The organism is Enterobacter cloacae complex sp. P2B (assembly GCF_014895985.1).
In the GTDB taxonomy this organism is placed as follows: domain Bacteria; phylum Pseudomonadota; class Gammaproteobacteria; order Enterobacterales; family Enterobacteriaceae; genus Enterobacter; species Enterobacter bugandensis.
On record NZ_JADBQQ010000002.1, the window covers coordinates 225,297 to 251,559 of the forward strand.

General features: G+C 57.1%; 27 protein-coding genes and 2 pseudogenes. 14 read left to right on the forward strand and 15 right to left on the reverse strand.

The annotated features are described in order from the left end of the window. The first annotated feature begins 61 nt into the window (after positions 1 to 61). Both IM313_RS01770 and IM313_RS01775 read left to right on the forward strand, forming a co-directional pair. Entirely contained in the window at positions 62 to 643 is a 582-nt protein-coding gene (locus IM313_RS01770) for a TetR/AcrR family transcriptional regulator (RefSeq protein ID WP_192971029.1), read from the forward strand. A gap of 99 nt (positions 644 to 742) precedes the next feature. After that, positions 743 to 1,144, forward strand: a complete 402-nt coding sequence (locus IM313_RS01775) for a VOC family protein (RefSeq protein ID WP_192971030.1) — start codon at positions 743 to 745, stop codon at positions 1,142 to 1,144. 67 nt (positions 1,145 to 1,211) lie between these two features. Here the strand turns inward: IM313_RS01775 and IM313_RS01780 are convergent, their stop codons facing one another. Both IM313_RS01780 and IM313_RS01785 read right to left on the reverse strand, forming a co-directional pair. Next, positions 1,212 to 1,988: a hypothetical protein gene (locus IM313_RS01780; protein ID WP_028013055.1), complete on the reverse strand. Its 777-nt coding sequence runs from the start codon at positions 1,986 to 1,988 to the stop codon at positions 1,212 to 1,214. A gap of 1 nt (position 1,989) precedes the next feature. Beyond that, positions 1,990 to 2,187, reverse strand: a complete 198-nt coding sequence (locus IM313_RS01785; protein ID WP_008502331.1) for a hypothetical protein — start codon at positions 2,185 to 2,187, stop codon at positions 1,990 to 1,992. Positions 2,188 to 2,444: 257 nt separating this feature from the next. Here IM313_RS01785 and IM313_RS01790 point away from each other — a divergent pair, with 257 nt between their 5' ends. From IM313_RS01790 to IM313_RS01825, 8 genes are read left to right on the forward strand one after another with little or no spacing between them, the layout of a single operon-like run. Next, positions 2,445 to 2,879, forward strand: coding sequence for a nuclear transport factor 2 family protein (locus IM313_RS01790; RefSeq protein ID WP_192971031.1), 435 nt, complete (start codon positions 2,445 to 2,447; stop codon positions 2,877 to 2,879). Further along, positions 2,876 to 3,595, forward strand: coding sequence for an SDR family NAD(P)-dependent oxidoreductase (locus IM313_RS01795; protein ID WP_192971032.1), 720 nt, complete (start codon positions 2,876 to 2,878; stop codon positions 3,593 to 3,595). The genes IM313_RS01790 and IM313_RS01795 overlap by 4 nt, the downstream gene beginning before the upstream one ends. Continuing rightward, on the forward strand, positions 3,592 to 4,851 hold the full coding sequence (locus IM313_RS01800; RefSeq protein WP_192971033.1) for an NAD(P)/FAD-dependent oxidoreductase: 1,260 nt from the start codon (positions 3,592 to 3,594) through the stop codon (positions 4,849 to 4,851). The genes IM313_RS01795 and IM313_RS01800 overlap by 4 nt, the downstream gene beginning before the upstream one ends. A 1-nt stretch (position 4,852) precedes the next feature. Further along, on the forward strand, positions 4,853 to 5,575 hold the full coding sequence (locus IM313_RS01805; RefSeq protein ID WP_048960632.1) for a DUF1365 domain-containing protein: 723 nt from the start codon (positions 4,853 to 4,855) through the stop codon (positions 5,573 to 5,575). After that, a complete protein-coding gene (locus IM313_RS01810) occupies positions 5,572 to 6,792 on the forward strand; it encodes a cyclopropane-fatty-acyl-phospholipid synthase family protein (RefSeq protein ID WP_192971034.1) in 1,221 nt (406 codons plus the stop codon). Before IM313_RS01805 ends, IM313_RS01810 begins: the two co-directional genes overlap by 4 nt. Next, complete coding sequence (locus IM313_RS01815) at positions 6,789 to 7,274, forward strand: DUF2878 domain-containing protein (RefSeq protein ID WP_192971035.1); 486 nt, start codon at positions 6,789 to 6,791, stop codon at positions 7,272 to 7,274. Before IM313_RS01810 ends, IM313_RS01815 begins: the two co-directional genes overlap by 4 nt. Then, positions 7,271 to 7,795 (forward strand): hypothetical protein, encoded by a 525-nt coding sequence (locus IM313_RS01820; protein WP_063942507.1) that lies wholly within the window; start codon positions 7,271 to 7,273, stop codon positions 7,793 to 7,795. The genes IM313_RS01815 and IM313_RS01820 overlap by 4 nt, the downstream gene beginning before the upstream one ends. Next, complete coding sequence (locus IM313_RS01825) at positions 7,792 to 8,325, forward strand: DUF3833 domain-containing protein (RefSeq protein ID WP_028013063.1); 534 nt, start codon at positions 7,792 to 7,794, stop codon at positions 8,323 to 8,325. Before IM313_RS01820 ends, IM313_RS01825 begins: the two co-directional genes overlap by 4 nt. Here IM313_RS01825 and IM313_RS01830 read toward each other — a convergent pair. Further along, positions 8,322 to 8,780 (reverse strand): DMT family transporter, encoded by a 459-nt coding sequence (locus tag IM313_RS01830; RefSeq protein WP_192971036.1) that lies wholly within the window; start codon positions 8,778 to 8,780, stop codon positions 8,322 to 8,324. The two genes, IM313_RS01825 and IM313_RS01830, sit on opposite strands and share 4 nt — an antisense overlap. Positions 8,781 to 8,784: 4 nt before the next feature. Beyond that, a complete protein-coding gene (locus IM313_RS01835) occupies positions 8,785 to 9,219 on the reverse strand; it encodes a DMT family transporter (protein WP_028013065.1) in 435 nt (144 codons plus the stop codon). 95 nt (positions 9,220 to 9,314) lie between these two features. On the opposite strand from IM313_RS01835, the gene IM313_RS01840 reads away from it, so the two are divergent. After that, positions 9,315 to 10,247 carry a LysR family transcriptional regulator gene (locus IM313_RS01840; protein WP_192971037.1) on the forward strand — a complete coding sequence of 311 codons (933 nt, stop codon included), beginning with the start codon at positions 9,315 to 9,317 and terminating at the stop codon, positions 10,245 to 10,247. 5 nt (positions 10,248 to 10,252) lie between these two features. Here IM313_RS01840 and IM313_RS01845 read toward each other — a convergent pair whose 3' ends face one another. The 5 genes and pseudogenes from IM313_RS01845 to IM313_RS01860 all read right to left on the reverse strand — a co-directional run bounded on the left by IM313_RS01845 (position 10,253) and on the right by IM313_RS01860 (position 13,943). Beyond that, on the reverse strand, positions 10,253 to 11,281 hold the full coding sequence (locus IM313_RS01845) for a methionine synthase (RefSeq protein ID WP_048998482.1): 1,029 nt from the start codon (positions 11,279 to 11,281) through the stop codon (positions 10,253 to 10,255). 23 nt (positions 11,282 to 11,304) lie between these two features. Next, complete coding sequence (locus IM313_RS01850; protein WP_048956426.1) at positions 11,305 to 12,279, reverse strand: DUF1852 domain-containing protein; 975 nt, start codon at positions 12,277 to 12,279, stop codon at positions 11,305 to 11,307. A gap of 196 nt (positions 12,280 to 12,475) precedes the next feature. Then, positions 12,476 to 12,574, reverse strand: a pseudogene (locus tag IM313_RS22490) (type VI secretion system tube protein Hcp); the annotation flags it as partial. An 18-nt stretch (positions 12,575 to 12,592) separates the two neighbouring features. Beyond that, a pseudogene (locus IM313_RS01855) lies at positions 12,593 to 12,817 on the reverse strand (DUF4926 domain-containing protein); the annotation flags it as partial. A 10-nt stretch (positions 12,818 to 12,827) separates the two neighbouring features. After that, complete coding sequence (locus tag IM313_RS01860) at positions 12,828 to 13,943, reverse strand: DUF6883 domain-containing protein (protein ID WP_048998486.1); 1,116 nt, start codon at positions 13,941 to 13,943, stop codon at positions 12,828 to 12,830. A 308-nt stretch (positions 13,944 to 14,251) separates the two neighbouring features. Between IM313_RS01860 and IM313_RS01865 the strand changes: the two genes are divergently transcribed. Further along, entirely contained in the window at positions 14,252 to 14,791 is a 540-nt protein-coding gene (locus IM313_RS01865) for a DUF2058 domain-containing protein (RefSeq protein WP_049137897.1), read from the forward strand. Between the two features lie 7 nt (positions 14,792 to 14,798). On the opposite strand, the gene IM313_RS01870 is transcribed toward IM313_RS01865, so the two are convergent. After that, complete coding sequence (locus IM313_RS01870) at positions 14,799 to 15,485, reverse strand: RluA family pseudouridine synthase (protein ID WP_192971038.1); 687 nt, start codon at positions 15,483 to 15,485, stop codon at positions 14,799 to 14,801. Between the two features lie 89 nt (positions 15,486 to 15,574). Continuing rightward, entirely contained in the window at positions 15,575 to 16,180 is a 606-nt protein-coding gene (azoR, locus tag IM313_RS01875) for an FMN-dependent NADH-azoreductase (protein WP_048998492.1), read from the reverse strand. Between the two features lie 205 nt (positions 16,181 to 16,385). On the opposite strand from azoR, the gene hrpA reads away from it, so the two are divergent. Beyond that, on the forward strand, positions 16,386 to 20,288 hold the full coding sequence (hrpA, locus tag IM313_RS01880; RefSeq protein ID WP_192971039.1) for an ATP-dependent RNA helicase HrpA: 3,903 nt from the start codon (positions 16,386 to 16,388) through the stop codon (positions 20,286 to 20,288). Between the two features lie 71 nt (positions 20,289 to 20,359). Here the strand turns inward: hrpA and IM313_RS01885 are convergent, their stop codons facing one another. From IM313_RS01885 to IM313_RS01900, 4 genes are all read right to left on the reverse strand, one after another. Next, entirely contained in the window at positions 20,360 to 21,019 is a 660-nt protein-coding gene (locus IM313_RS01885; RefSeq protein ID WP_047368505.1) for an O-methyltransferase, read from the reverse strand. Between the two features lie 102 nt (positions 21,020 to 21,121). Beyond that, positions 21,122 to 22,501 carry an efflux transporter outer membrane subunit gene (locus tag IM313_RS01890; protein WP_192971192.1) on the reverse strand — a complete coding sequence of 460 codons (1,380 nt, stop codon included), beginning with the start codon at positions 22,499 to 22,501 and terminating at the stop codon, positions 21,122 to 21,124. Next, positions 22,501 to 23,580, reverse strand: a complete 1,080-nt coding sequence (locus IM313_RS01895) for an HlyD family secretion protein (RefSeq protein WP_028013076.1) — start codon at positions 23,578 to 23,580, stop codon at positions 22,501 to 22,503. Before IM313_RS01895 ends, IM313_RS01890 begins: the two co-directional genes overlap by 1 nt. Before the next feature lie 22 nt (positions 23,581 to 23,602). Next, positions 23,603 to 25,255 (reverse strand): MFS transporter, encoded by a 1,653-nt coding sequence (locus IM313_RS01900; RefSeq protein ID WP_048959898.1) that lies wholly within the window; start codon positions 25,253 to 25,255, stop codon positions 23,603 to 23,605. A 202-nt stretch (positions 25,256 to 25,457) separates the two neighbouring features. Here IM313_RS01900 and IM313_RS01905 point away from each other — a divergent pair, with 202 nt between their 5' ends. Then, positions 25,458 to 26,252, forward strand: a complete 795-nt coding sequence (locus IM313_RS01905; protein WP_192971040.1) for a YdcF family protein — start codon at positions 25,458 to 25,460, stop codon at positions 26,250 to 26,252. The last annotated feature ends 11 nt before the right edge of the window (positions 26,253 to 26,263 follow it).

The following is a 26,263-nucleotide window of genomic DNA, read 5'->3' on the forward strand; positions in this document are numbered from 1 at the left end:
CTTGCGCTAATCTATGCCTGAAAAATAACGCTGTCAACATCCGTTTTGAGGCTACCGAAAAGTGAAAACCGAGCACGCAGGCAACGAAGCAATAATCAGCGTCAGGGATAAAATATTACTGACGGCGCACGATCTGTTTTATTCTAATGGCTTTAGGGCGACGGGGGTGGATACGCTGATTAAAGAGGCGAAGGTGACCAAGGTGACGTTTTATCGCCATTTTCCGAGTAAAAGTTTACTTATTCTCGCCTACCTGCATTATCGACATGAAATATGGATTAACTGGTTTGAGACCACGCTGCGTCGACATCTTGATGAAGGCGAAATACCTTCTGATGCGATATCTGCAACCCTTTATGAATGGTTTATTTCGCCCGAGTTCCACGGCTGCGCGTTTATTAATGCCAGCGCAGAAGCCAAATCCGAGGATATAGAAAGCGAAATAAAAGCGATATGCCGCGATCATAAAATCGAAACTAAAAATATGATTGCGTCGCTGACGAAGATCGCTGATGAGCGCGTCGTTAATGAAATCATGCTGCTTATTGACGGCGCCATTATTCATGCACAAATGGGCATGGATTCAGAGACGGTAATAAATGTGTTAAAAAGTGGGTTAGAGGCGTTGACCGGTCAGAAATAAATCCTGAATCTGCCGCAAGCGGCGTGGAGCAAGTATTACGGTAGCTGGAATATCGACTCACCGAATCGGTAAGCTATTTATGCAAAGGAAACGAAAAATATGAGAACGCAGAAACGATGCCTGGGATGCGTGGCTATCGTGGTTGATGACTACGATCGCGCCATTGAATACTACACTGACAGGCTGGGTTTTACCCTCGTAGAGGATACGCCCCAACCGGGGAAACGCTGGGTAGTCGTCTCACCCAACCCGGAAAGCGACTGCAATATCCTGCTGGCTCGTGCCTCTAACGAGAGGCAGGAAGGTTTTATCGGTAATCAAAGCGGTGGCAGAGTTTTCCTGTTCCTTCAGACGGATGACTTTTGGCGCGATTACCATGCCATGAAAGTAAAAGGCGTTCATTTCTGCGAAGAACCTCGTGAGGAAGAGTACGGTACGGTGGTGGTGTTTGAAGATATTTACGGCAACCGCTGGGATCTTTATCAGAATGCGCAACCGTGAATATCACCATAAATGATGTGTCATTCGCCTTTCGTCGTGCACGCTTCCCAGCAGAGCGTACTCAACATTATGGGGACGTCTGGCTCTCGTCCCGCTGTGCCAGCGACAGCGCGCTGGCGCTGGCGGGATCGAACAGCGAGATGCTCTCAATCTGATTAAGCAAAATCACCTTGCGGAATGACATGGCGCTGCGGGGTTCAGAGTCGAGCGTGATGTCATGCTCCGCATACCACTTGCTGTAATTATTCTCGATACGCAGATTCATCGTCTTCGCATCCCGGTACCCGCTCAACATTGGGATCAGCACGATATTGGCCGTTTTTTCATATTCCAGCGTCGCGGTGTGGATCATGCCGACGTAAATCCGCCGCGACCGGAGTGTGACCTGCGCCAGCTCGCCTTGCTCCATACACTGATAGAGCAGTTGTTCAATCCCGCTCGCCTGCGCAAGCCGTTTGTAGAGCTTTTTCCGACTCTCGCCGTCCAGCCTGGCGCTGCCTGCCCAGTTAGAGCGGTAGAGGCAAAACAGAATGGCAAACGCCAGCATCACGACCACCGGCGCCTGAATGCCTAAAAAACTCCAGTTCATAAAGTCGATTTGCCAGTCGGTGTATTTCGGTGAGGCAAAGTGAAAAGCGTTGTTGGCGGCGGAAAGGGCGAACAGCAGCAGCCAGAGCAATCCCGTGGCGATTACGCCCTGCAAAACGAAAATACAGCCGTAAAGCGCGACGAGAAAATAGACGTCCCAGCCGAAGGAACGCTTGATTTTAAAGCGGGTCGACAGGTCGCGGCTGGTGTACCAGTACCCGCAGACCATCAGCACCATAAATATCGCCGTTCCCATATCAGGCCCTCTTCAGCGCGTTAACGTGACGCAGAAAGTCCTGCCGCACCTCGTTGCTCTTGTAGTTCACCGAGGCGTTCCCGTCCTGGTCGATAATGATGCGGTCGCCATCTTCCACGGCTTCAATAATTTCCTGCTGACTCATCACCTGCAGTAAGGATTCCGGGCTTGAGAATAGGGAGAGAAAGAAACGTTTCATGTCAGGCATCCTTATGAATAAAAAGGATAAGCCTGGAAGATGACGGCTGAATTTGCCTTAAGGATAACCTGAAAGTGAAAGTCGGGTGGCGGCTACACCTTACCCGGCCTACTAAACCGTCAAATGATCGAGTTTTCAAATTGTTGATATTTATCGGTAATAAAAAATAAACTTGCACAAACTTGGACAAATAACGTTAATTGTGTAAGTTTTAATTATGCGATTACGCCACGTTGTTTACAGCCAGGATGTGACCCATGAGCACTTTGCCCTCTGTCGTGAGTCGGTTTATTGAGTACTACGCCGCAATGGATAGCCAGCCGCCGACCGCGCTGGTCGGGCTTTACCATTCGAATGCCACCCTTATCGATCCGTTCGGCGAGCACAACGGTATTTTCGCGCTTCAGCGCTATTTCACCCATCTGCTGGCAAACGTCGAGAAATGCCGTTTTGTCATCGATCCGCCACTGTGCAGCGGGAACCGGTTTGTTGTCACCTGGGTAATGCACTGGTCGCATCCGCGCATTGCCGGAGGCGAGCCGCTTGAACTACCCGGATGTTCGGTGGTGGACACCGAAAACAATCTCATCACGCGTCAGCGGGACTTCTACGATGCAGGAGAGATGATCTACGAACACCTCCCTCTGCTGGGCTGGGCGGTACGCGGCGTGAAGCGGAGGGTCAAATCATGAAGACGGTGCTGGTTACCGGCGCAAGCTCTGGCATCGGCGCGGGGCTGGCGAAGTCCTTTGCCGCTGACGGCTACCACGTGATTGCCTGCGGGCGCGATCCGGCGCGGCTTGAAGCGCTACATCAGACCTGCCCCAATCTCACCGTTCACCCGTTCGATATGACAGACAGGGACGCCTGTCGCCAGGCGCTGAGCGGCGTTTACGCCGATCTGGTTATTCTATGCGCCGGTACCTGCGAATATCTCGACGGCGGCGTGGTGGATGCGGCGCTGGTGGAGCGGGTCATGACCACCAATTTTCTCGGGCCAGTGAACTGCCTGGCCGCGCTGCAGCCGCAGCTGGTTGCCGGTAACCGCGTGGTGCTGGTGAGCTCGATGGCTCACTGGCTTCCCTTCCCGCGGGCAGAGGCCTACGGCGCGTCCAAAGCGGCGCTGAGCTGGTTTGCCGACAGTCTGCGTCTGGACTGGGAGCCAAAGGGGATTGCCGTGACGGTCGTCTCTCCGGGATTTGTCGATACCCCACTGACGCGCAAAAACGATTTTGCCATGCCGGGTAGGGTGAGCGTTGACGAAGCGGTAAAGGCGATCCGTACCGGGCTGGCAAAGGGCAAAATGCATATCGCGTTTCCGGCCGGGTTTGGCCTTATTTTGCGGCTGCTCTCCGGGCTGCCCGCATTTTTGCAGCGCACGCTGCTGCGCAGGATGGTGCGCTCATGAACATTGCAATTATCGGCAGCGGCATCGCCGGGTTGACCTGCGCCTGGCGGCTGGCAGGGCATCATCAGGTAACCCTGTTTGAAGCGGGCACCACGCCCGGCGGCCATACCGCGACGGTTGACGTCTCAACGCCCCAGGGCACATACGCGATCGATACCGGGTTTATTGTCTACAACGACCGCACCTACCCGCGCTTTATGGGCCTGCTCAGCGAGCTCGGCATCAGCGGGCAAAAAACACAGATGAGCTTTTCAGTACACAACCCCGAGACGGGGCTTGAGTACAACGGCCACACCCTGACGTCGCTGTTTGCCCAGCGCCGAAACCTGGTGAATCCGGCATTCTGGCGGCTGCTCGGTGACATCGTCCGCTTTAACCGCCTGGCGAAACAGGCCCTTGAAGGGGAAGTCGATCCGAACGCCACGCTGCAGACGTTTCTGGACCAGCACGGCTTCACGCCGTTTTTTGCGCGCCACTACATTCTGCCGATGGGGGCCGCGATCTGGTCGTCGTCGCTGCAGGAGATGAAGCGTTTCCCGCTGCCGCTCTTCCTGCGCTTCTTTCATCACCACGGCCTGCTGGATATCACCCAGCGTCCGCAGTGGTACGTGGTGCCGGGCGGCTCGCGGGAGTATATCCGCGCCATGCTGCAAATACTGGGCGACCGCCTGACGCTGCATCTGAACACGCCTGTTCTGCGGGTGAGCCGCCACGCGCGCGGGGCCACGCTTCAGCTTGAAAACGGCAGCCACACCTTCGACCAGGTGATATTTGCCTGCCACTCCGCCGCTGCCCTGGAGATGCTTGAGGATCCTACGCCCGCGGAGCGCGAAGTGCTGGGCGATATCGGCTGGCAGCGCAACGAGGTTGTTTTGCACAGCGATCCGCGCTGGCTGCCGGTGCGGCAGCGCGCCTGGGCCAGCTGGAACTACCGCCTGAGCGCGCAGGAGCAGGCCAGCGCCTGCGTCACCTACAACATGAACTTTCTGCAGGGTCTGCCTGCGGGCAGCCCACTGTTCTGCGTCACCCTGAACCCGGACGCGCCGGTGGATGAACGCTTCGTTCTGCAACGCTTTGTCTATGAACATCCGCTGTTTAACCCGCAAAGCTGGCGTGCGCAGGCGCGCCGTGGGGAGATCAACGGTCATCACCGGAGCTGGTTCTGCGGCGCTTACTGGTACAACGGTTTCCATGAAGACGGCGTGCGCAGCGCGCTGGACGTGGTCAATGAAATAGCCGCCGGGGAGGGGAACTGACATGAACAGCTGCCTCTATCACGGCGTATTGCGCCACCGCCGCCTTCAGCCGAAAACGCATGAATTCAGCTACGGCGTTTTTATGGCCTGGCTGGATCTTGATGAACTGCCGCTGCTGGCGTCCGTCGGCGTGCGGCGCAACCGCTTTGCCGCCGCCGCGTTCCATGACGCGGACTATCCGCTCGGCACGCCGCTTAAAGAGAACGTGCTGAACAGGCTGGAGAGCCTGACCGGGGAACGTCCCGCAGGGCGGGTCATGCTTCTGACGCAGCTGCGCTACTTCGGGTTTCATTTCAATCCGGTCAATTTTTACTACTGCTATGACCAGGAAAACACGCTTCGCTGGGTGTTGGCGGAGGTGCGCAACACGCCGTGGAACGAGCGCCATTATTACGCGGTCGACGGGCAACATGCCCGGCCCACGGAGAAAGCGTTTCACGTTTCCCCCTTCAACCCGATGGACATGGTCTACCACTGGCGCTTCAACAACCCGGACAACACGCTGCATATGCACATTGAAAATCATCAGGAGGCGAAGGTCTTTGACGCCACGCTGGCCCTGCGCCGGGAGCCTCTGACCCGCCCGGCGCTGCGCGCGCTGCTGCTGCGCATCCCGCTGATGACTCTGAAAACCGTTTTCGCCATTTACTGGCAGGCGCTGAGGCTATGGCTCAAGCGCGTGCCGCTGTATAACCATCCCGTCAGCAGGAGTGAACGCTCATGACCGATCCCGTCTTTGCGCTAGAACCCGATATCCCGCGCAACGTCCGCATCGCGCGATGGCTGCTGTTTCGTCTGTTAAGCGGCATTCGCGGCGGCTCACTCACCCTGCGTGAAGGGGCGCAGACCTTCCATTTTGGTGAGACATCCTCCGCGCTGCACGCCGACGTGCAGATCCTCACGCCCGGCGTCTACTGGCGCGTCTTAACGGGCGGAAGCCTTGCCGCCGCAGAAGCCTGGATGGACGGCGAATGGGAGACCGCGCAGCTTACGCCGCTTCTGCAAATTCTGGCCCTCAACGGCGAGGTGCTTGGTCGTCTGGAGAACGGGTTTCGGCTGCTTGGCCGACCGCTGGAGCGGCTGCGCCACTGGACGCGGCGCAACTCTCGCGCCCAGGCCCGCGAAAATATTGCCGCCCATTACGATCTGGGCAACGCTTTCTATGCCCATTTTCTGGATAAGGAACTGCTTTACTCCAGCGCGCTGTTTACCGCGGACGAGCAGGATCTGACGGCGGCTCAGCAGGCCAAAATGGCTCGCCTGTGCGACCAGCTGTCACTAAACCCGGATGATCACCTGCTGGAAATTGGCACCGGCTGGGGGGCGATGGCGGAATACGCCGCCCGTCACTACGGCTGTCGGGTGACCACCACCACGCTGTCGCAGGAGCAATATATCTGGGCGACCGAGCGCATTGCCCGCGCCGGGCTGCAGGATCGGGTTGAGGTACTGCTCTGCGACTATCGCGACCTCACCGGGCAGTACGACAAGCTGGTCTCGATAGAGATGATTGAAGCCGTCGGGCAACGCTATCTGCCCACGTTCTTCCGTACCTGTCAGGCGCGGCTGCGCCCCGGTGGACGGATGGCGATTCAGGCCATCACCATTCAGGACCAGCGCTACCGCGACTACAGCAAAAGCGTCGATTTTATCCAGCGCTATATTTTCCCCGGCGGCTTCCTGCCGAGCATTACGGCGATGAACGAGCTGATGACGCGCCACACCGATTTTGTGGTGCGCAATCTCTTCGACATGGGGCCGGACTACGCCCGCACACTGGCCCACTGGCGGCAGCGCTTTGTCCACGCCTGGCAGGAGATTGAAAAGCTTGGCTTTGATGAACGGTTCCGCCGCATGTGGCTGTACTACTTCGGCTACTGCGAAGCCGGGTTTAACGCCCGCACCATCAGCGTGGTGCAGCTGACCGCCGAGCGCGTATGAGACGCTACCTTCAGGTCTTTCTGCTGGCCGTCGCGTTCGATCTCTACTGGGCGCTGGTAGTGCTGTTTCGCGAACAGGGCCTGATTATCTGGCTCGGGCTGGCGATCCTGGCGTGCTTGCTCTTGCCGTCAGCATACCGTCTTTACGCCATTGTGCTGGCCGCGGCGGGCAGCCTGCTGGATGCGCTCTGGGCGCTGACGGGGCTGATTGCCTTCACGGGCGACTCCCTGATGCCGCTATGGATGGTGGCATTGTGGCTGATGTTCGCCGTGGTCTGGACGCAGCTTGCGCGTACAACCACGTTACCCGGCTGGCTGCTGACCCTGCTGGCGGCCGTGGGAGGCCCGGTGGCCTACCTGATTGGCGAGCGGTTGGGCGCCATCACGTTTCTGGAGCCGACCTTTATCGTCGTCAGCTGGATGGCGCCGGGCTGGCTGGTGCTGATGCTGTTTTTCCACCTGCTGATGGGGAGACAAAAATGAGGGCTGCGGTTCTGCTGTTTTGGCTCATGCTGGTTGTTCCTGGTGCTCAGGCCGCCGACTGGCTGGCCTGGCGCAAGGTGGGCGACGCCACGCTCACCTGGGGGCCGTTCACGGTCTATACCTCTCAGCTCCGCACGCCGGATGGCCGTTACAGCCGGGACGATCAGGATCAGGCGCTGATTATTACCTACGCGCGCGACATAGATCGCGATGAACTGGTTGAGGCGACCCGCGACCAGTGGCAGGCGCAGGGGATCCTGACGCAGGAACCGCAAAGTGAAGCCTGGCTAAGGATGCTCCAGTCCCTGTGGCCGGATGTCCGACCGGGTTCACAGCTGGCGTTTGTTCTCAACGATAAGCAGGGGCAGTTCTGGTACCGCGCGTCGTCGGCGCAAAAATCTTTTATTCCGCTCGGTCCGCGCCAGTCAGAAGCGTTCAGCACCCGCTTTCTGGCCATCTGGCTCGATCCCCGCACGCAATATCCTGAGCTGCGTCAGCAGCTAATCGGAGGCAAAAAATGAAACGAATCCTGACGCTGGCGCTGGCATTCACGATGCTGCTGGCCGGCTGCAGTACGGAGGTGTCCGAGTATCGCCAGCAGCAGCCGCGGCTTGATATCTTCCACTACTTCCAGGGCAAAACCGAAGCGTGGGGCATGGTGCAGGATCGCAGCGGCAAGCAGATCCGCCGCTTTCACGTTGAGATTGCCGGGGACGTCATCGGCGATACGCTGACGCTGAACGAGCGTTTCGTTTACGACGACGGCGAGAAGCAGCAGCGGGTATGGCACATTCGCCGCGTGGGGAACGACCGCTACGAGGGAACGGCAGGTGATATTGAAGGGGTTGCCACCGGGCAGGCCGCAGGGAACGCCTTTAACTGGCATTACAGCATGAACGTGAAGGCCAACGGCAAAACGTGGCTGCTGAACTTTGATGACTGGATGTACCTGCAGGATGAGACGCATCTGTTCAATAAAACCGAGATGAAGAAATTTGGCGTCACCGTCGCCACGGTGACGCTGTTCTTTACCCGGAATACGGAAGCTTAGTCGCGAACATAGCCGGTTTTGCTGCTGGAGTAAATGAAGTACAGGGCAATCCCCAGGCACACCACCGCGCCCAGACGGCTCGGTGAAAACGGAATAGCGGGATTGTTCAACCAGCCAAAGTTATCTATCAGCATGCTCATGGCGAGCTGGCCGAATATCACCGCCACCGTGGCGACGGCGGTGCCGATGCGCTGCACGGCGAGCACCATGATCACAATGTAGGGCACGCCGAACATCGCCCCGAGAAGCTGCCATTTCGGCACGTCCAGCAGCGTGACCGTCTGCTTAGGCTCAAAGAAGAAAATGAGCAGGGCGGTCACCAGCGCGCCGACGGAAAACGTCAGAAACGCGCTCTTGAAAACGCCCACGCTGCTGCCGAGCTGTCCGTTAATTGCGGCCTGTATGCTCAGCGTCGCGCCGCCGCAGATGGCCAGAATTATCATCATCAGTGTCATGTGTTTACCCCTTTGCGACCAGTACCAGTGCGGCAATAATAAAAACCAGCGCCACGATGCGTCTTGCGTTTATCTTCCTGTGCGGCGTACCCAGCAGGCCAAAGTGGTCAATGATCAGGCTCTTAAAAACCTGACCTGCCAGAATGCCGATCATCGTCAGAGCGATGCCGATAGCGGGGGTGGCGATAGTCAGAATGACAACGTAAACAGGACCCAGCACGCCGCCAAGCAGCTGCCAGCCGGGCTGTGCGAAAAACGACGGACCGTTGCGCGGGCTGAAAAACAGCATCAGCAGAAAGGTCAGCGCGGCGCCGACCCCGAAAATGCTGAACGTGGCCCATAAATCGCCTACTTCTCCCCCTAACGGCCCCAGCAAACCCGCCTCGACGGAGAGGCCCATCCCGCCGGCAATCACCAGTAAAATCAATACAAACTGCATTATGCTTCCTCCATTTTCAGGCGAAGAAGATTACGTCGGTAGACATGTGAGAAAAATGCCATAATGCAGGAAACACCTTTGCAGGAAATGCATTAATGTCAGATGCCGGAAGCATGAACCTTCGCTCACTGCTGCTGTTTATTGCCGTCTATGAAACGCAGAACTTTTCCGTCGTTGCGCGACGGGAGGGAATTTCTGCCTCGCAGGTGTCGCGGATTATTCATCAGCTTGAGGACGCGCTCGGCCAGCAGCTGTTCTATCGCAATACCCGGGCGGTGATCCCCACGGAAAACGGGCATCTTTTTCTCCGCTATGCCCGGGCGATGGTCGATAACTTCGAAGAGGCGCGTCGGGAGCTGGATGAACGTTCGACCGAACCCTCCGGCACGGTACGCATTAACGGGCCGGTTTTTTTTGGACAGAGGCACGTTGCACCCGGCCTGGCAGGCCTGGCCGAGCGTTATCCACGGTTAACCATAGAGCTGACGCTGACCGATGACTTTATCGACCCGCACCGGGATGCTGCCGACCTCATCTTTCGCATCGGCACCCTGACGGACTCGACGTTCCACGCCCGCATCTTCGGGCAGCAGCGCTACCATCTTGCCGCGTCACCCGCGTATCTGCGTCAACACGGCGTACCGGCCGACCCGGCCGAGCTAAGCCAGCATAAATGCCTGGTGTATCGCGGTTCGTCTGGCCCTAATCGCTGGCTTGTGCGACGCAAGGGGGAAAATTGGGTGCACTATCCCGTCGCGCCGCTGATGACGTCCAATAATGCGGAGTCGCTGCTCATTGCCGCGCTGGGTGGAATGGGGATCGTCCTGTTTCCGGACTGGCTGATTGGCGACAGGCTGCAGCGGGGGGCGCTGGTCGCACTTATGCCGGAAATGGCGTGCGCTATCAATACGGAGCCGCTGAATATTGCGGCGATCTATCCTCACGCACGTCATCCGCCCCTGAACGTCAGGGCGGTGATTGATTATTACGTGGCGTTTTTCGGCTCGCCGCCGTACTGGCAAACGTAAGGCAATTACGCGCCGAGCTCCTTGCGGATAATTTCTGCGCCGGCGCTGAGCGCTTTCAGCTTACCGTTAGCCACCTGACGGGAGAGGGGAGCCATGCCGCAGTTGGTTGAGGGGTAAAGCTTGTCGGCGTCGACGAACTGCAGCGCTTTACGCAGGGTGTCGGCGACCTCTTCTGGCGTTTCGACGGTGTTGGTTGCCACGTCAATCGCCCCAACCATCACCTTTTTACCGCGAATCAGCTCCAGCAGATCCATCGGAACGCGGGAGTTGTGGCACTCCAGGGAGATGATGTCGATGTTAGAGGTTTGCAGCTTAGGGAAGGCCTCTTCATACTGGCGCCATTCTGAGCCGAGCGTCTTTTTCCAGTCGGTATTGGCCTTGATGCCGTAGCCGTAGCAGATGTGTACCGCGGTTTCGCATTTCAGACCCTCAATGGCGCGCTCGAGCGCGGCGATACCCCAGTCGTTGACCTCATCAAAAAAGACGTTAAACGCCGGCTCGTCGAACTGGATAATATCCACGCCCGCGGCTTCTAATTCACGCGCTTCCTGGTTGAGGATTTTGGCGAATTCCCAGGCCAGCTTTTCACGGCTTTTATAATGCGCGTCGTAAAGGGTATCGATCATGGTCATTGGCCCAGGCAGGGCCCATTTGATCGGCTTGTCCGTGAGCTGGCGCAGGTACTTTGCATCGTCCACGAATACCGGCTTCTGACGCGCAACGGCAGAAACCACGGTCGGCACGCTGGCGTCGTAGCGGTTACGAATGCGCACGGTTTGGCGATTTTCAAAATCGACGCCGCTCAGGTGTTCAATAAAGGTGGTGACGAAGTGCTGACGGGTCTGTTCCCCGTCGCTGACAATATCGATTCCCGCACGGATCTGCTCGTCAAGAGACAGGCGCAGTGCATCCTGTTTACCCGCCAGTAATTCCTGATCCTCCAGTTTCCACGGAGACCAGAGCGTTTCAGGTTGCGCAAGCCAGGTCGGCTTAGGCAGGCTGCCAGCCGTAGACGTCGGGAGCAATGTTTTCATAATAAAAGACCTTTTTTGATGAATTAAAGCGTGTAGTTATCAGACCACTGCTCGAGAATGTGTTTATAAGGCTTAATGAAATATTCTTCGGTAAATCGACCCTGTTCAATCGCCAACCGGCTTCGCTCTTCGCGGTCATAAACAATTTTGGTTAATGAATGATCCTGCTGGTTCAGGTCCGGGCGATAAAACAGTCCCGCCGCCGAGTTCGCGTTATAAATTTCCGGGCGATAGATTTTCTGGAACGTCTCCATCGTGCTGATGGTGCCGATCAGTTCCAGATCGGTGTAATCGCTCAGCAAGTCTCCGGTAAAGAAGAACGCGAAAGGCGCCACGCTGTTCTCAGGCATGAAGTAGCGGACCTTCAGGCCCATTTTGGCGAAGTACAGTTCCGTTAACGATTCGCCATCCGGCGCGTACTCAATACCCAGAACAGGGTGCTGGTTACCGGTGCGGCGATAGGTGTCTTTGCTCGAGACGCTCAGGCAGATCACCGGGCCCTTTCTGAAGTTCTCTTTGTATTCCGGCGAGTTCACAAAATGGCGGAAAATATTGCCGTGCAGTTCGCCAAACTTTTCCGGAATACTGAAGTGCTGCTGGTTCTTGTTGTGCTCCAGCAGCAGGACGCTGAAATCATAATCCCGCACGTAAGAGGAGAAGTTATTCCCGACAATGCCTGCGATACGCTGGTTATTTTTTTTGTCGACAATATACGTCTGCAAAATCTCGATGGCCGGGAACGGCTTTTCCGCGCCAATGTTCAAATCGACAGAGATGATTTCAAGCTCAACCGCGTAGCGATCGGCGGTCGGGTTATCCCAGCGCGCCAGGGCGTTAAAGCGGTTGTTGATCATCACCAGCGTATTGCGCAGGTTTTCCTGACGTTTTTCCCCACGCGCCAGGTTGGCAAAGTTGGTGGTTGTACGCGTATTTTCTGACGGATTGTAATTCTCATCGAAGCAACTGCGCTTAAGGGTATATGTGAAAGCTTTGCTCATTGTGGTTATGCATCCTAAGTTCATGTTGCTAAGAAGTTACTAATGCATAATTTATGCCTGAGCCCGCGGCGCAGGGGAAGTGACTTAATTTCAATGCAACATGAGGGAAGTTCATGAACAGGGAGACGCTGAGTGGAAACTTCAGATTGCTTCAGGCAGGGAAGTGAAAGAGTAAGGGGCATCGGGCCCCTTTGGGCTATGCTGTAGGACGTTCGTCCCAGGCGTCGCTGTGCATGATGTTCCCAGCGGCGATGCGCCAGGTAATTATTTCATACTGCAGGCTTACGCTTTCAACCACGCTTTATTCGGGGCGAACCAACCGCGTTTTGAGGGTGCCAGGAATGAAATAACTCTTTAGCTGAGCGGGTAGCAAAGCAGGCATTGCTATTGTTCTTCCTTCCTCGTCACAAAATTCGACAAGATAGCCCAGTGTCGGGGTATCGAAAACCATAACAATCGTACCAACAGCCCCTTTTACCAGTCCTTCATCAGGTAAATCCTCGTCTAAAACCACAACGTCTAATTCGGCTCTTTTCATTTTTGTTTTCTCATTTAACGAATAGGGTTGTCAGGCGAGGAACTAGCGCGTCAGTTTCATACATCCAGCCTGTACGCACGATCGCTGTTTCACCGTTGACGCCTAAAATGGGCATATCGACAGCCATTGTTTGACCGTAATTGTTGGCCTGCAACACTTTTGCTGGGACCGATAATACGCCTTCCTGAATTCTTGCTGCTAAAACATCTGCATTAGTTGGGTTGTATCCCAGCGCTGACTCAAACACCCTGGCTTTGTGCCCACCTGTAGGATGTGTTGAATCTAAAGCATAGGTGGCGAGCTTTTTCGGATCGATAATGGCGTGTTCAGCGTTCACTAACGTACCGCTTTCAGATGTGAAACCTTTTACATATGGGCTTTCAAACGTTGGTATTTTACTGAGACCCGATATTTCATCTATCTCGCTTAGAGGATTCAACCTGCCCATTGTTAATCCTGCTGCAATAGAGGCACCCGTAATAATTAACCCTTTGTTATTCATCACTTGATCGTAACCCGCTGGAGCATCACCGCCAAGCTGCTGCGCGGTTTCATGAAACCCTTCAATGTTGCCGTTATATACACCGCCAGCGGCCAGCAGGCGGCCAACGGTTTTACTGTTCAGCGTTTTCCCCGATCGTGCAGTTGTTGGTCCGTAATAATCATAATGTATCCGTTGAGTGGGGGCAGGCTTCCTGCCTTGCCGATCGGCAATAACGTGCCGGTAGGCACTCATGATTTCGTCCTTATACCATGCATGCCAGGATGAGGCTGTTGGAGTAAACATCAGATCGCCGTTGTCGTCGATGTAAAATGGATTCCGGTCGCTGCTCCAGCGCCTGGAGGTATCTACACCAACAAGCCAGCCAATTTGCAGCTCTTGCTCAACTTCATCATAAATCGGATCTGCGTAGCCGCGACCTTTTCGCTCATACGGCCTTTTATATGGGAACACGCTGTATATTTTTTTGGGAAGACCAAAAGAGAGGCTTTGACCGTTCGCTTCATAAGACAGATCATAATGTATACATGCCTCTTTCAGCGAACCTGCTGGCGTGAGAATGTATTGAAAATCTCCAGGGCTTAATTGCCGTGTTAAATCATGTGACCGGTAGAGTCGGAACATGCCGAATCCTTATCGTTAAGCAACATTGTTTCTTTCAAGGGCATATTTTTTCATTCTTTAATAAGAAAAAGCAGCCTACGCCTGAAGCGAACACAGATATTCAAACCACATCAAATTTATGAACTGCTCATTTTTTTTAAGAAAATAACCTGGCAATTTTTAACCATTTTTTTAGGCGTTAGCGTGAGTATATGTTGAATCAATAATGAACCAGATTCAGGCAGCTAAACGCCATATCTGCTTCTCTGGTACACCATCCCCAATTCCCGCTATAATCCCCAAAATTTCCAACCGGTTTAGAAACGATCATGACAAAACTCACCTTACAAGAGCAGATGCTGAAAGCGGGCCTGGTCAGCAGCAAGAAAGCGGCGAAAGTGCAGCGCACGGCAAAGAAATCACGCGTTCAGGCACGTGAGGCTCGGGAAGCGGTAGAAGAGAATAAGAAGGCGCAGATCGAGCGTGACAAGCTGCTGAGCGAGCAGCAGAAGCAGGCCGTACTCGCTAAAGAGTTTAAAGCGCAGGTGAAGCAGCTGATCGAGATGAACCGCATCACCGTGGCGAAGGGTAACATCACCTTTAACTTCACCGACGGTAATCTGATCAAAAAAATTGAGGTCGACAAGCAGACGCAAACCCAGCTGATCAACGGCCGTCTGGCCATTGCGCGCCTGGTGCTCAATGCAAACGGCGATTGTGAATACGCGATCATTCCGGCGGTGGTGGCTGATAAAATTGCCCAGCGCGATGCCGACAGCATCGTGTTAAACAGCACGCTCAGTCAGGAAGAGCAGGACGAAGACGATCCGTACGCGGACTTCAAAATTCCTGACGATTTGATGTGGTAAACCGCGTTCAAAACGGGGCGGCGTGGCGGGCGTTAACCGGCTCTCCGCTCACGGGATGAATAAAATTCAGCTCGCTGGCATGCAGCATCAGCCGGGGCGTTTCCTTAGCCCCCGGCGCGTCAAGACCGCCATACAGATCGCAGCCCAGAATAGGGTGCCCCAGCTGTTGGCAGTGGATGCGCAGCTGGTGGGTTCGCCCGGTTTCCGGCGTCAGTTCCACCCGCGTTAACGGCACTCCTGTCCCCCGAAAAAAACGTTCCACCACCCGATAGCGGGAACGGGCGGGTTTACCGTTGATGGCGCAGATCGACATCAGCGGGAACAGCGCCGGGTCTTTGGCAATGGGCGCGTCTATTATTCCCTCATCGTTTCCCAGATGTCCATAAAGCAGGGCGCTGTAGACTTTCTCCACGCTGCGCTGGCTGAACTGCTGGCAAAGCGCCGCATTGATGGCCTTATTGCGCGCAACCACCATCAGCCCGGACGTGCCGAAATCCAGACGATGTACCAGCGTGCAGCCGGGGAACGTCTGGCCCAGACGATAATGGACAGAATCGAGGTTTTGCGGGTTTTTGCCCGAGAGGCTGAGCAGGCCAGAAGGCTTATTAATCAGCAGCAGATGTTCATCCTGCCAGAGGATCTCAATGTCGTCGTGACACGGTGGGGCAATAAAAGAATCGATAATCGCAGACATCAGGCCGTCCGGCTGGAGAGTGGAAGCGGATGATAGCGAAATGCGGGGAAAAGAAAAACCCTCCCACCGGGCGGTGAGAGGGGGAAATCTTACGCGGCTACCAGGCTGTCGATGGCGGCTTTCGCGTCGGACTGTGCTTTGGTCGCCACTTCCGGACCGTAAGCGATACCTTCCGCGAACACAAAGTTCACGTCGGTAATGCCGATGAAGCCCAGGAACAGGCTCAGGTACGGCGCAACCAGGTCAGTTGGGGTATCTTTATGGATACCGCCACGGCTGGTCAGGACGATCGCACGCTTGCCTTTTACCAGACCTTCCGGGCCGTTCTCGGTGTAGCGGAAGGTTACGCCAGCGCGCGCCACCAGGTCGAAGTAGTTCTTCAGCTGGGTAGGAATGTTGAAGTTGTACATTGGGGCGTTGATGACGATAACGTCGTGCGCCTGCAGCTCAGCAATCAGCTCGTCGGACAGGGCCAGGGCTTCCTGCTGACGCGGGGACAGTGGCGCATCGCTTGGGCGCAGCGCGCCAACCAGCTCGCCGTCCAGGACAGGAATGGGGTTTGCTGCCAGGTCACGCACGGTGATTTCGTCTGCAGAATGCTGTTCACGCCACTGTTCAACGAAGTAATCAGACAGCTGACCAGACTGAGAGTACCCTGCCAGAATACTGGATTTCAAAACTAATACTTTGCTCATGGGTGATTCCTGTTGTTGCATTTGATTGAAGGGGGGTGCCCCGTTGCTTGTGGACACTTTATTCACAATCCTGCCACAGAGATAGCGCAATATATCGAAGTCTATGTTCGAATTTTTTGAATAAGGCGCTAAAAGCGTCAATGTGGTACTCTATAGCAATCATTAAAAAGAGATTTTATCCGGCAGAGCACTGCCCGTTAACGCTATGACAGAACAACAAAAATTCACCTTCCCGATGCTCCTGCAACAGCTCGATTCTCTGACGCTGCGCGATAAACAGCGCTTCGCCCGCCGTCTGCACGGCGTGAAGAAGGTTAAAAATCCTGATGCACAACAGGCCATTTACCAGGAGATGGCCAAAGAGATTGAACAGGCGGCAGGGAAGGTTGTGCTGCGCGAAGCCGCGCGTCCGGCGATCACCTACCCGGAAAACCTGCCCGTCAGCCAGAAGAAACAGGACATCCTTGAGGCCGTCCGCGATCACCAGGTGGTGATTGTCGCGGGGGAAACCGGTTCAGGTAAAACTACCCAGCTGCCGAAAATCTGTATGGAGCTGGGCCGCGGGGTGAAGGGGTTGATTGGCCACACCCAGCCGCGTCGTCTGGCGGCGCGCACCGTGGCGAACCGTATTGCCGAAGAGCTGCAGACGGAGCCAGGCGGCTGCATCGGCTACAAGGTGCGATTCAGCGACCACGTCAGCGACAACACCATGGTCAAGCTGATGACGGACGGTATCCTGCTGGCGGAAATACAGCAGGACCGCCTGCTGATGCAGTACGACACCATCATCATCGATGAAGCGCACGAGCGCAGCCTGAACATCGACTTCCTGCTTGGCTATCTTAAAGAGCTGCTGCCGCGTCGCCCTGATCTGAAAATCATCATCACCTCCGCGACCATCGACCCGGAGCGCTTCTCAAAACACTTCAACAATGCGCCGATTATTGAAGTGTCGGGCCGCACCTATCCGGTGGAAGTGCGCTATCGCCCGATTGTGGAAGAGGCGGATGATACCGAGCGCGACCAGCTGCAGGCCATCTTCGACGCTGTTGACGAGCTGGGCAACGAGAGCGCGGGCGACATCCTGATCTTCATGAGCGGCGAGCGCGAAATTCGCGATACCGCCGATGCGCTCAGCAAGCGCGACCTGCGCCACACCGAGATCCTGCCGCTGTATGCGCGCTTGTCCAACAGCGAACAGAACCGCGTCTTCCAGCCACACAGCGGACGCCGCATCGTGCTGGCGACCAACGTGGCGGAGACCTCGCTGACCGTACCGGGGATTAAATACGTTATCGACCCGGGCACGGCGCGCATCAGCCGCTACAGCTACCGCACCAAGGTTCAGCGCCTGCCGATTGAGCCGGTCTCCCAGGCTTCCGCTAACCAGCGTAAGGGCCGCTGCGGCCGCGTGTCGGAAGGGATCTGTATTCGTCTCTATTCCGAAGACGATTTCCTGTCGCGCCCGGAGTTTACCGACCCGGAAATTCTGCGCACCAACCTGGCGTCCGTTATCCTGCAGATGACCGCGCTGGGGCTGGGCGACATCGCGGCGTTTCCGTTTGTGGAAGCGCCGGACAAGCGCAACATTCAGGACGGCGTGCGTCTGCTGGAAGAGCTCGGGGCGATTACCACCGACGAGCAGGCGAGCATCTATAAGCTGACGCCGCTGGGCCGCCAGCTCAGTCAGCTGCCGGTCGACCCGCGTCTGGCGCGCATGGTGCTGGAAGCGCAAAAGCACGGTTGCGTGCGCGAGGCGATGATCATCACCTCGGCGCTCTCGATTCAGGACCCTCGCGAGCGTCCGATGGACAAACAGCAGGCGTCGGACGAAAAGCACCGTCGCTTCCACGATAAAGAGTCTGATTTCCTGGCCTTTGTGAACCTGTGGAACTACCTCGGCGAGCAGCAGAAAGCGCTCTCCTCGAACCAGTTCCGCCGCCAGTGCCGCGTGGATTTCCTTAACTACCTGCGCGTGCGTGAATGGCAGGATATCTACACCCAGCTGCGCCAGGTGGTGAAAGAGCTGGGCATTCCGGTGAACAGTGAACCGGCGGAGTACCGCGAAATTCATATCGCGCTGCTGACTGGCCTGCTGTCCCATATCGGGATGAAGGATGCGGATAAGCAGGAATATACCGGCGCGCGTAACGCGCGTTTCTCCATCTTCCCGGGTTCCGGCTTGTTCAAGAAGCCGCCGAAGTGGACCATGGTCGCCGAGCTTGTGGAAACCAGCCGCCTGTGGGGGCGCATTGCCGCGCGCATCGACCCGGAATGGGTTGAGCCGGTGGCTCAGCACCTGCTGAAACGCTCGTACAGCGAGCCGCACTGGGAGCGCGCGCAGGGCGCGGTGATGGCGACCGAAAAAGTGACCGTTTACGGCCTGCCGGTGGTCGCCGCGCGTAAGGTCAACTACAGCCAGATCGATCCGGCGCTCAGCCGCGAGCTGTTTATCCGCCACGCGCTGGTGGAGGGGGACTGGCAGACGCGCCACGCGTTCTTCCGTGAAAACCTGAAGCTGCGCGCCGAGGTGGAAGAGCTTGAGCACAAGTCCCGACGCCGCGACATTCTGGTGGACGATGAGGCGCTGTTTGAGTTTTACGACCAGCGCATCAGCCATGATGTTATCTCCGCCCGCCACTTTGACAGCTGGTGGAAGAAGGCCAGCAAAGCGACGCCGGACCTGCTCAACTTCGAAAAGAGCATGCTGATTAAAGAGGGGGCGGAGTCGGTCAGCAAGCTCGACTACCCGAACTTCTGGCATCAGGGCAACCTCAAGCTGCGTCTGACCTACCAGTTTGAACCGGGCACCGACGCGGACGGCGTAACCGTCCACATTCCGCTGCCGCTGTTAAACCAGGTCGACGAGAGCGGGTTTGAGTGGCAAATTCCCGGCCTGCGCCGCGAGCTGGTGATTGCGCTGATCAAATCCCTGCCGAAACCGGTGCGGCGCAATTTTGTGCCAGCACCAAACTATGCGGAAGCGTTTCTGGGCCGCGTCACGCCGCTGGAACTGCCGCTGCTGGACGCGCTGGAGCGTGAGTTCCGCCGCATGACCGGCACCACTATCGACCGCGAAGACTGGAACTGGGATCAGGTGCCCGATCACCTGAAAATCAGCTTCCGCGTGGTGGATGATAAAAACAAAAAGCTGCTGGAAGGGCGTTCCCTCAGCGAGCTGAAAGAGGCGCTGAAAGGCAAAGTTCAGGAGACGCTTTCTGCGGTGGCGGACGACGGCATCGAGCAGAGCGGGCTGCATATCTGGAGCTTTGGCCAGCTTCCGGAAAGCTACGAGCAGAAGCGCGGCAACTATAAGGTCAAAGCCTGGCCGGCGCTGGTGGACGAACGTGACAGCGTGGCGATCAAACTGTTTGATAACCCGCAGGAACAGCAGCAGATGATGTGGCGCGGGCTGCGCCGCCTGCTGCTGCTCAACATCCCGTCGCCGATCAAGTATCTGCACGAGAAGCTGCCGAACAAAGCCAAGCTGGGGCTCTACTTTAACCCGTACGGCAAAGTGCTGGATCTGATTGACGACTGCATCTCCTGCGGCGTGGACAAGCTGATCCACGAGGCGGGTGGCCCGGTCTGGACGGAAGAAGGTTTTGCGAAGCTGCATGACAAGGTTCGCGCCGAGCTGAACGACACCGTGGTGGAGATTGCCAAACAGGTCGAGCAGATCCTCACCGCCGTGTTCAACATCAACAAGCGCCTGAAGGGGCGCGTGGATATGACCATGGCGCTGGGGCTGTCGGACGTGAAGGCGCAGATGGCGGGGCTGGTGTACCGCGGCTTTGTCACCGGCAACGGCTTTAAGCGTCTGGGCGATACGCTGCGCTATCTGCAGGCGATTGAAAAACGTCTGGAGAAAATGGCGATCGATCCGCACCGCGATCGCGCGCAGATGCTGAAAGTGGAGAGCGTGCAGCAGGCGTGGCAGCAGTGGTTAAACAAGCTGCCGCCGGCGCGCCGCGACGATGAAGATGTGCAGGAGATCCGCTGGATGATCGAGGAGCTGCGCGTCAGCTTCTTTGCCCAGCAGCTCGGTACGCCGTATCCGATTTCGGATAAACGTATATTGCAGGCGATGGAGCAGAATTCCGCTTAACGTCCTTGCCCGGTTTTCTCCCTCTCCCTGTGGGAGAGGGTCGGGGTGAGGGCATCAGCCCGCACATTTTTTCACCCATTCACAATCGCCAGCGTAAACCCATCCCATCCCTTAACCCCCACCGTTTGCAGTGCGGTGGCGGTTAAGCGCGGGTTATCCCCCGTCATCTCGATAAAACGCCGCACGCCCAGCACGCGCGCGTCGTCGCTTTGCCCGTTAATGACCTCGCCGTCGCGGACCACGTTATCGCCGATAATCACCGTGCCGGGACGGGAATAGTGCAGCGCCCACTCCAGATAGCCGGGATTGTTTGGCTTATCGGCATCAATAAAGATCAGGTCGAACGGCGGAACGTCACCGAAATTCTCCAGCGAGTTCAGCGCCGGGCCTTCTATTAATTCAATACGATCGTTCAGCCCCGCGAGGCGAATATTCTGGCGGGCAACATCGGCATGCGTTGGGTCCGCCTCGAGCGTAATCAGCTTTCCGTCCGGCGGCAGGGCGCGCGCCATCCAGATAGAGCTATAGGCACCCAGCGTACCGATCTCAAGAATGCGTCTTGCCTGCGTCATTCGCACGAACAGCGCCAGCAGCTGTCCCTGATTGGCCGCAACATCGTGTTCGGGTAGCCCGGCGCGTTTGTTGTTCTCAAGAACCTTCTGTAGAACCTCATCCTCAGGGATAAGCGAAGAAATCATGTAATTATCTACTGCAGACCATTGTTGTTGCATAGATTGACTCCTTTAGAGGGATTGCCGGGTGGCGGCTACGCCTTACCCGGCCTACGGGTGCGAAATGCAGGTCCGGTAAGCAAAGCGCCACCGGGCAGGTTTTCAGGCACTGACCCATCCTCCGCCCAGCGCTTTATACAAATCAATCTGCGCCAGCAGCAGGTTATTTTTTACCTGCACTACGCTGGTCTGGACCGAGTACAGCGTGCGCTGCGCGTCCAGCACGTCAAGATAGGATGAATAACCGTTGCGATAGCGGTTCTGCGCAATGCGCAGCGTCTCCCGGGCCACATCCTGCTGGGCAAGCAGCTCCGTCAGCTGTTCCTGATAGCGCGTAATGGCATCAAGGCTGTTGTTCACTTCGGCAAACGCGTTACGCACGGTTTTCTCATAGGCGTACAGCGCCTGATTACGCTGCGACTGGGAGATATCCACCTGCGCATTCAGCGCCTGGCGGTTCAGCAGCGGGGCGAGAATACTGCCGCCTGCGCTCCAGAGCTGTAACGGGTTGTCCAGCAGGCCGGAAAGGGTGCGATCCTGGATCGATCCGGTTGCGGTCAGGTTGATCGACGGCAGCAGGCTGGCGCGTGACGCGGCAAGCGAGGCATCAGCCGCAACCAGCTGTCGCTCAGCCTGCACGATATCCGGCCGACGATTCAGGAGCGTGGAGGGCAGCTGTGACGGCAGCGTGAGCGGCGTCAGCGTCGCAAAGCTTTCGCTACGCGCTACCGCACCGGGATTGCTTCCCAGCAGCAGGCTCAGGGCATTCTCCTGCTGCGCAATCTGATGCCGCAGCACGGGCACCTGCGCTCGCGTTGAGCGAAGCTCGGAATCCGACTGCATCAGCTCCAGGCGCGAACTGTAGCCCGTCTCAAGCTGGCGTTTGGCAAGATTAAACGCCTCTTCGCGCGATTTCAGCGTGGATTCGGTCACGCGCAGCTGTTCATCAAGCGAGAGCAGGGTGACGTACCCGGAGGCAACGGACGAGGCGACGGTGAGATCCGCAGCTGCGGCGGCGGCTTTTTGCGCCTCCAGCGAGGCTTCGGCGGCATTGGCCGTGCTGCGGTTGACGCCCCAGATATCAACGTCATAGCTCGCCGTCAGGCTGCCTCTGTACAGCGTGCTGTAGACCGGCAACCCGGTGGCGGCGGATTGCGAACGGGCGCGCGTCCCGGTTACGCCAGCGTCGAGCGAAGGAAACAGGCTGCCGTCGGCGGCAAAGACCCGCGCCTGATATTCGTTTATCCGCTCGCGGGCAATCAGCACATCGCTGTTATTTTTAAGCGCCCGATCCACGTAGCGGTTCAGGTCGCTGTCATGGAAGTTGCGCCACCAGAGTTGCTCCGCCGGGCTGGCCGGGCCGGAGGCTGCTCTCCACTGCGCAGGGGGGTGAAGCGTCGGCTGCGCCGGTTTTACGTCGACGGACTGGCATCCGGCCAGCATGAGCGCCCCCACCAGCGCGGCTATCGGGCGAAGGATCATCACTTCGCCTCCCGCGTATCGATCGTCACCTGGACCGACATACCCGGACGCAGCAGCGCGGACTCTTCAGGCTTACCGAGCACCTCAATGCGCACCGGAATACGCTGGGCGATTTTGACAAAGTTGCCGGTGGCGTTGTCCGGCGTGATAGCGCTGAATTCAACCCCGGTCGCCGGAGAGATGCTCTCCACGCGGCCCTGATACGCTTTGTTGTTTAAGGCATCGACGGTAAACTTCACCGGCTGACCGACGCGCAGCTCCGCCAGCTGGGTCTCTTTGATGTTAGCAATCACCCAGTGCTGCGGCGGTACCAGCGTAGTGAGGTGCGTTCCGGCGGTCACGTACGCGCCGAGACGCACGGCAATCTGGCCGAGCTGGCCGTCGCGCGGGGCGATAATGCGGGTGTTTTGCAGGTCAATCTGCGCCAGCTCCAGCGCCGCTTTGGCGTTTTCAACATCTGCCTCCAGCGCGCCGCGGTTCACAATCACCGTCTGCAGATCCTGACGCGACATCTCAAGCGTGGCTTTCGCCTGGTCGATATCCGCGCTGCCCTGAGCCGCACTGGCCAGCGCGGCATCGCGCTCGCGTATGGAAAGCGACCCATCCGCCGTCAGATCCTTCACGCGCTTTAAATCCGCCTGGGTTTTCAGGCTCTGGGCGCGGGCATTTTTCAGCGCGGCTTCATTTTTGGCAATGGTCGCTTCGGCGCTTTTCCGCTGCTGCAGGTTGTTATTCAGCGCGGCAATTTTCATCGCCAGCTGCGCCTCGGCCTGATGCACGCGCTGACGATAGATGCGGTCATCGATCTGCAGCAGCAGATCGCCTTTTTTGACCTGCACAAAGTCCTGAACCTTCACCTCGGTGATATAGCCGTTAACCTGGGGGCTAATGAACGTCGTCTGGCCGCGCACGTAGGCGTTGTCTGTAAACTGCGCGTGGCGGGTAAACGGCGGCAGCTGCCAGGCGTAAAGAATGACCAGCACGCCGACAATACCGATGGCAGCGGCGGTGAAAACGGAAACAATGCGCACATTTTTGCGGGTGTTGGCCTGCTCTTTGGCGGCATCCTGCTGACTCATAAACTCTCCAGAAATATTACAATTATTTGTTGCCGGTGGCGTTCTTCAGCGCCATACGGGCAGTAATGCGCAGGCGCAGCAAGCGCCATAAAATCCAGACCAGCGTGGCGGCAGCGATGCTTGCCGTCAGCAGATAAGTATCGTTGTAGGCCAGAATATTTGCCTCAAGGGTAGTCACCGTCTGTAGCTGGGTAATGGCCTGCGTTCCCAGCAGCGTACTGTCGCCAATCAGGCTTTTATACATCTGGGTATAAAGCTGAATCCGCTCGTTGACCAGCGGGTTAAGCGTGGTGAGCTGATCCGCCAGCAGGCTGGAGTGGTATTTCTCGCGCCAGGTCTGGAAGGTGCCGAGAATCGCCGATCCCAGCAGGCCGCCGAGGTTCTGGCTCATGCCAAACATGACCGAAAAGCTGACCAGGTTACGCGGGTCGGCAATTACCCCGCCAATGGCGGCCAGCATGGCGGGCGCCAGGAAGAAGGCGCTGCCGAAGCCCAGCAGGAACTGGCTGACCATCAGCTGATCCGGGCGGGTCAGGTTATTGGACTGGCTGTCCAGCAGCGAGGCAACAATCATCAGCGCCAGAGAGGTGATAATCGGCCACGCCAGCTTTGTGGGCTTGATGGTGAGGCAACTGGTGACGATCCCGCAGACGATCCCGGCGAAAATGGACCACGCCAGATGGGTCATCTGCTCATTCTGTAACCCCACGTACTGCAGCCAGCCGATGACGCCGGTATTTTGCTCCGCCAGCACGATGCGGATCAGCAGCATAATCAGCCCCAGGCGAACGATGCTGCCGCTCGACAGCCAGCGGGTGTTCAGCAGCGGGTTGGCGCGGTTATGTTCAAACACGATGGCGGAAACAATCAGCACCAGCGATAGCGCCAGCGACCAGCCGATCCACGGCGCCTCGAACCACCAGTCAAGACGGCCTAAAGAGAGCACGGCGCAGAGCAGGGCCATTCCGGGAGCCAGTAAAAAGAAGGTGACAAAGTCTTTCTTCTCGAAGACCTTGCGTCGGTCACCCGGCGGCAGTTTTAAGGCGATTACGCAGGCCAGGGAGATCAGCGCCAGCCCCAGTTCAAAGAAATAGAGCCCGCGCCACTCGTCCAGCTGGAGAAGCTCAGTGGAAAACAGACGCGCCAGCGGAATAGCGAGCGACGATCCGGTGATCCCGATGGTAAGCGCCTTCAGGCGATGCTTCGCAGGCCAGGCCTGGATTTGGTAGTAAATCCCCAGTGAGCTGAGCGCGGCGGCCACCATCCCGTGCGCGGCGCGTACCATCAGCGCGGAACTGAGGTCGTTAACGAACAGGTGGAAAAAAGTGACCAGCACGTACAGCACCAGAAAACCTTCCGTAAAGGCGCGCAGGCCGTACTGTTGACGAAATTTGACCAGCAGCAGGTTAATGGAGATGTTGGTCATCACATAGACTGCGGGCAGCCAGGCGATTTCGGTTGACCAGGCCCCGAAGGTCCCCTGCAGGTTTTGCAGGTTGGCGGTGACCACCGCATTGCCCAGCGCCCCCGTCAGGCAAACCAGCAGCCCAACGACGCCATAGGCGACGCGTTTTGGGGTACTGTGCTCGGGGGTGGAAGGCGAACCCAGCAGGGCGGGTTTCTCATGGGGCTGCCACTCGCGAGGAGCATAAGGGTCGCGTTCGGGCAGGCGCATAACGTCATTACCTTAGAAATGATTGAATAATTAGCGGGCTAGCGATTCTACGTCTGCCGCAAATGATAATTCAAGTGAATATGATTTGCGCATGTTAATCAAATGTACGAAAGAAATTTAAGGAAAAAGAGCGGCCCGATGTCGCCGTTGTGTTGAGAACCTGAAGTCGCTACCCTGCAGGGATAGCGAGAAGGAGTTCATCATGGAACAGACCCATTTTCCCATCCTGCCGGATGCCACACTGGCGGCCATTAATACTGTCGGTGAATGGCTGGCGCAGGATGACCTGAGCGACAGCCGCCTGTACCCGGACGTCGATGCGGTAATTCTGGCAGGGAACGCGGTGATCCCGACCATTGATGCAGCCTGCCGTATTGCCGCGCAGCGAGAAATCCCGCTCCTGATTAGCGGAGGTATTGGTCATTCAACCGCGTTTTTATATTCAGCTATCGGAAATTATCCGCGTTATCACACCTTACAAGTCGAAGGGCGGGCCGAAGCGAGCATTCTTGCCGACGTTGCGCGGGCGTTCTGGCAGATCCCCGAGGCGCGCCTGTGGGTTGAAGATCGTTCCACCAACTGCGGTGAAAACGCGCGTTTTAGCTGGAACATGCTGAAAGAGCGTCAGCGGACAAGCGGGCGCGTGCTGGTGCTACAGGACCCAACGATGCAGCGCCGCACGATGGCGACGTTTGCCCGCGTGTGCCGCGATGAACCCGCATCACTGCAGTGGATCAGCCATCCCGGGTTTACGCCAGTGCTGCAAAACGGCACAGAGGGCGTGGAGTTTAGAGGGGGCAACGCCGGGCTGTGGCCCGTTGACCGGTATCTGTCGCTGGTTCTGGGTGAACTACCGCGGCTGTATGATGACGCCAACGGCTATGGCCCGGCCGGGCGGGATTTTATCGCCCACGTTGAATTCCCTGAAACCGTCACCGCCGCATGGAGACAGCTTCAACAGGACCCAGTCCTGAAGGTGGCGCGTAAAATCATCTAATCCCCTCGCCC

Excerpts from the sequence above, each read along its gene's own strand:
- IM313_RS01900 (WP_048959898.1), bottom strand. The coding sequence starts at position 25,255 with ATGCGCCTGCCCGAACGCGACCCTTATGCTCCTCGCGAGTGGCAGCCC.
- IM313_RS01795 (WP_192971032.1), top strand. The coding sequence starts at position 2,876 with ATGAAGACGGTGCTGGTTACCGGCGCAAGCTCTGGCATCGGCGCGGGG.
- IM313_RS01790 (WP_192971031.1), top strand. The coding sequence starts at position 2,445 with ATGAGCACTTTGCCCTCTGTCGTGAGTCGGTTTATTGAGTACTACGCC.
- IM313_RS01860 (WP_048998486.1), bottom strand. The coding sequence starts at position 13,943 with ATGTTCCGACTCTACCGGTCACATGATTTAACACGGCAATTAAGCCCT.
- hrpA (WP_192971039.1), top strand. The coding sequence starts at position 16,386 with ATGACAGAACAACAAAAATTCACCTTCCCGATGCTCCTGCAACAGCTC.
- IM313_RS01850 (WP_048956426.1), bottom strand. The coding sequence starts at position 12,279 with ATGAGCAAAGCTTTCACATATACCCTTAAGCGCAGTTGCTTCGATGAG.
- IM313_RS01800 (WP_192971033.1), top strand. The coding sequence starts at position 3,592 with ATGAACATTGCAATTATCGGCAGCGGCATCGCCGGGTTGACCTGCGCC.
- IM313_RS01885 (WP_047368505.1), bottom strand. The coding sequence starts at position 21,019 with ATGCAACAACAATGGTCTGCAGTAGATAATTACATGATTTCTTCGCTT.
- IM313_RS01820 (WP_063942507.1), top strand. The coding sequence starts at position 7,271 with ATGAGGGCTGCGGTTCTGCTGTTTTGGCTCATGCTGGTTGTTCCTGGT.
- IM313_RS01865 (WP_049137897.1), top strand. The coding sequence starts at position 14,252 with ATGACAAAACTCACCTTACAAGAGCAGATGCTGAAAGCGGGCCTGGTC.
- azoR (WP_048998492.1), bottom strand. The coding sequence starts at position 16,180 with ATGAGCAAAGTATTAGTTTTGAAATCCAGTATTCTGGCAGGGTACTCT.
- IM313_RS01815 (WP_192971035.1), top strand. The coding sequence starts at position 6,789 with ATGAGACGCTACCTTCAGGTCTTTCTGCTGGCCGTCGCGTTCGATCTC.
- IM313_RS01830 (WP_192971036.1), bottom strand. The coding sequence starts at position 8,780 with ATGACACTGATGATGATAATTCTGGCCATCTGCGGCGGCGCGACGCTG.
- IM313_RS01890 (WP_192971192.1), bottom strand. The coding sequence starts at position 22,501 with ATGATCCTTCGCCCGATAGCCGCGCTGGTGGGGGCGCTCATGCTGGCC.
- IM313_RS01775 (WP_192971030.1), top strand. The coding sequence starts at position 743 with ATGAGAACGCAGAAACGATGCCTGGGATGCGTGGCTATCGTGGTTGAT.
- IM313_RS01895 (WP_028013076.1), bottom strand. The coding sequence starts at position 23,580 with ATGAGTCAGCAGGATGCCGCCAAAGAGCAGGCCAACACCCGCAAAAAT.
- IM313_RS01810 (WP_192971034.1), top strand. The coding sequence starts at position 5,572 with ATGACCGATCCCGTCTTTGCGCTAGAACCCGATATCCCGCGCAACGTC.
- IM313_RS01835 (WP_028013065.1), bottom strand. The coding sequence starts at position 9,219 with ATGCAGTTTGTATTGATTTTACTGGTGATTGCCGGCGGGATGGGCCTC.
- IM313_RS01845 (WP_048998482.1), bottom strand. The coding sequence starts at position 11,281 with ATGAAAACATTGCTCCCGACGTCTACGGCTGGCAGCCTGCCTAAGCCG.
- IM313_RS01825 (WP_028013063.1), top strand. The coding sequence starts at position 7,792 with ATGAAACGAATCCTGACGCTGGCGCTGGCATTCACGATGCTGCTGGCC.
- IM313_RS01905 (WP_192971040.1), top strand. The coding sequence starts at position 25,458 with ATGGAACAGACCCATTTTCCCATCCTGCCGGATGCCACACTGGCGGCC.
- IM313_RS01780 (WP_028013055.1), bottom strand. The coding sequence starts at position 1,988 with ATGGGAACGGCGATATTTATGGTGCTGATGGTCTGCGGGTACTGGTAC.
- IM313_RS01840 (WP_192971037.1), top strand. The coding sequence starts at position 9,315 with ATGTCAGATGCCGGAAGCATGAACCTTCGCTCACTGCTGCTGTTTATT.
- IM313_RS01870 (WP_192971038.1), bottom strand. The coding sequence starts at position 15,485 with ATGTCTGCGATTATCGATTCTTTTATTGCCCCACCGTGTCACGACGAC.
- IM313_RS01805 (WP_048960632.1), top strand. The coding sequence starts at position 4,853 with ATGAACAGCTGCCTCTATCACGGCGTATTGCGCCACCGCCGCCTTCAG.
- IM313_RS01785 (WP_008502331.1), bottom strand. The coding sequence starts at position 2,187 with ATGAAACGTTTCTTTCTCTCCCTATTCTCAAGCCCGGAATCCTTACTG.